The following is a 1,637-nucleotide window of genomic DNA, read 5'->3' on the forward strand; positions in this document are numbered from 1 at the left end:
CACAGCAGTTGCTTGACCTTCTCGGGGTTGCGCGAGATGTCTTCGAAATTCTTCGGCAGGAAGTCCACCGCCCCCGCATCCAGCGCGTCGAGGGTCACTCGGGCGCCTTCGTGGGTCAGCGAGGAGAACATCAATACCGGGGTCGGGCAGCGTTGCATGATGTGCCGGACTGCCGTGATGCCATCCATCATCGGCATCTCGTAGTCCATGGTGATCACGTCCGGCTTCAACGCAATGGCTTGATCAATCGCCTCTTTGCCGTTGGTGGCCGTGCCGACCACCTGGATGCTTGGATCGGCGGAAAGAATTTCCGAGACGCGGCGGCGGAAGAAACCCGAATCGTCCACCACCAGGACCTTGACTGCCATAAACACTCCGTTAGGTGGGGCGGGCAATACCGCCTATGCCCCACCAGAATCAAATACGCCGAGCGGCGTAACGCTTGAGCATGCTCGGAACATCGAGAATCAGCGCGATCCGACCGTCACCGGTGATGGTCGCACCCGACATGCCCGGGGTTCCCTGCAGCATTTTGCCCAAAGGCTTGATGACCACTTCTTCCTGGCCAACCAGTTGATCGACGACAAAGCCGATACGCTGGGTGCCCACGGAGAGAATCACCACATGGCCTTCGCGCTGCTCTTCATGGGCGGCCGATGCAACCAGCCAGCGCTTGAGGTAGAACAGGGGCAACGCCTTGTCCCGCACGATCACCACTTCCTGGCCGTCGACCACGTTGGTGCGCGACAGGTCGAGGTGGAAGATCTCGTTGACGTTGACCAGCGGGAAGGCGAACGCCTGGTTGCCCAGCATCACCATCAGGGTCGGCATGATCGCCAGGGTCAACGGCACCTTGATGACGATCTTGGAGCCCTGGCCCTTGGTCGAGTAGATGTTGATCGAGCCGTTGAGCTGGCTGATCTTGGTCTTCACCACGTCCATGCCCACGCCACGGCCCGACACGTCGGAAATCTCGGTCTTGGTCGAGAAGCCGGGGGCGAAGATCAGGTTGTAGCACTCGGTGTCGGTCAGGCGGTCGGCGGCGTCCTTGTCCATCACGCCACGCTTGACGGCGATACTGCGCAGGATATTCGGGTCCATGCCCTTGCCGTCATCGGTGATCGACAGCAGGATGTGGTCGCCTTCCTGCTCCGCCGCCAGGATCACCTTGCCGCCACGGGACTTGCCTGAGGCTTCGCGTTCTTCCGGGGTTTCGACACCGTGGTCGACAGCGTTGCGCACCAAGTGGACCAGCGGGTCGGCCAGGGCCTCGACAAGGTTCTTGTCGAGGTCGGTTTCTTCACCCACCAGTTCCAGGTTGATCTCTTTCTTCAGCTGGCGCGCGAGGTCGCGAACCAGGCGCGGGAAGCGGCCGAAGACTTTCTTGATCGGCTGCATGCGCGTTTTCATCACCGCGGTCTGCAGGTCGGCGGTGACCACGTCGAGGTTCGACACGGCCTTCTGCATGGCTTCATCGCCACTGCTCAGGCCCAGGCGCACCAGGCGGTTACGCACCAGTACCAGCTCGCCGACCATGTTCATGATGTCGTCCAGCCGCGCGGTATCGACCCGTACGGTGGTTTCGGCTTCACTGGCCGGTTTTTCCGCGACCGGCGCCGTAGCGGCACGCGCTGGAG

General features: G+C 61.7%; 2 protein-coding genes. Both read right to left on the reverse strand.

Features of this window, described 5'->3' with window-relative positions; all coding sequences use genetic code 11:
• On the reverse strand, window positions 1-368 hold a 368-nt coding region (locus BFQ01_RS00380; protein ID WP_141691224.1), incomplete at its 3' end, for a response regulator.
• Window positions 369-417: 49 nt separating this feature from the next.
• The coding region (locus tag BFQ01_RS00385; protein WP_141691225.1) for a chemotaxis protein CheA at window positions 418-1,637 on the reverse strand (1,220 nt) is incomplete at its 5' end.

The organism is Pseudomonas sp. 8 R 14, from assembly GCF_900005955.1.
In the GTDB taxonomy this organism is placed as follows: Bacteria; Pseudomonadota; Gammaproteobacteria; order Pseudomonadales; family Pseudomonadaceae; genus Aquipseudomonas; species Aquipseudomonas marginalis.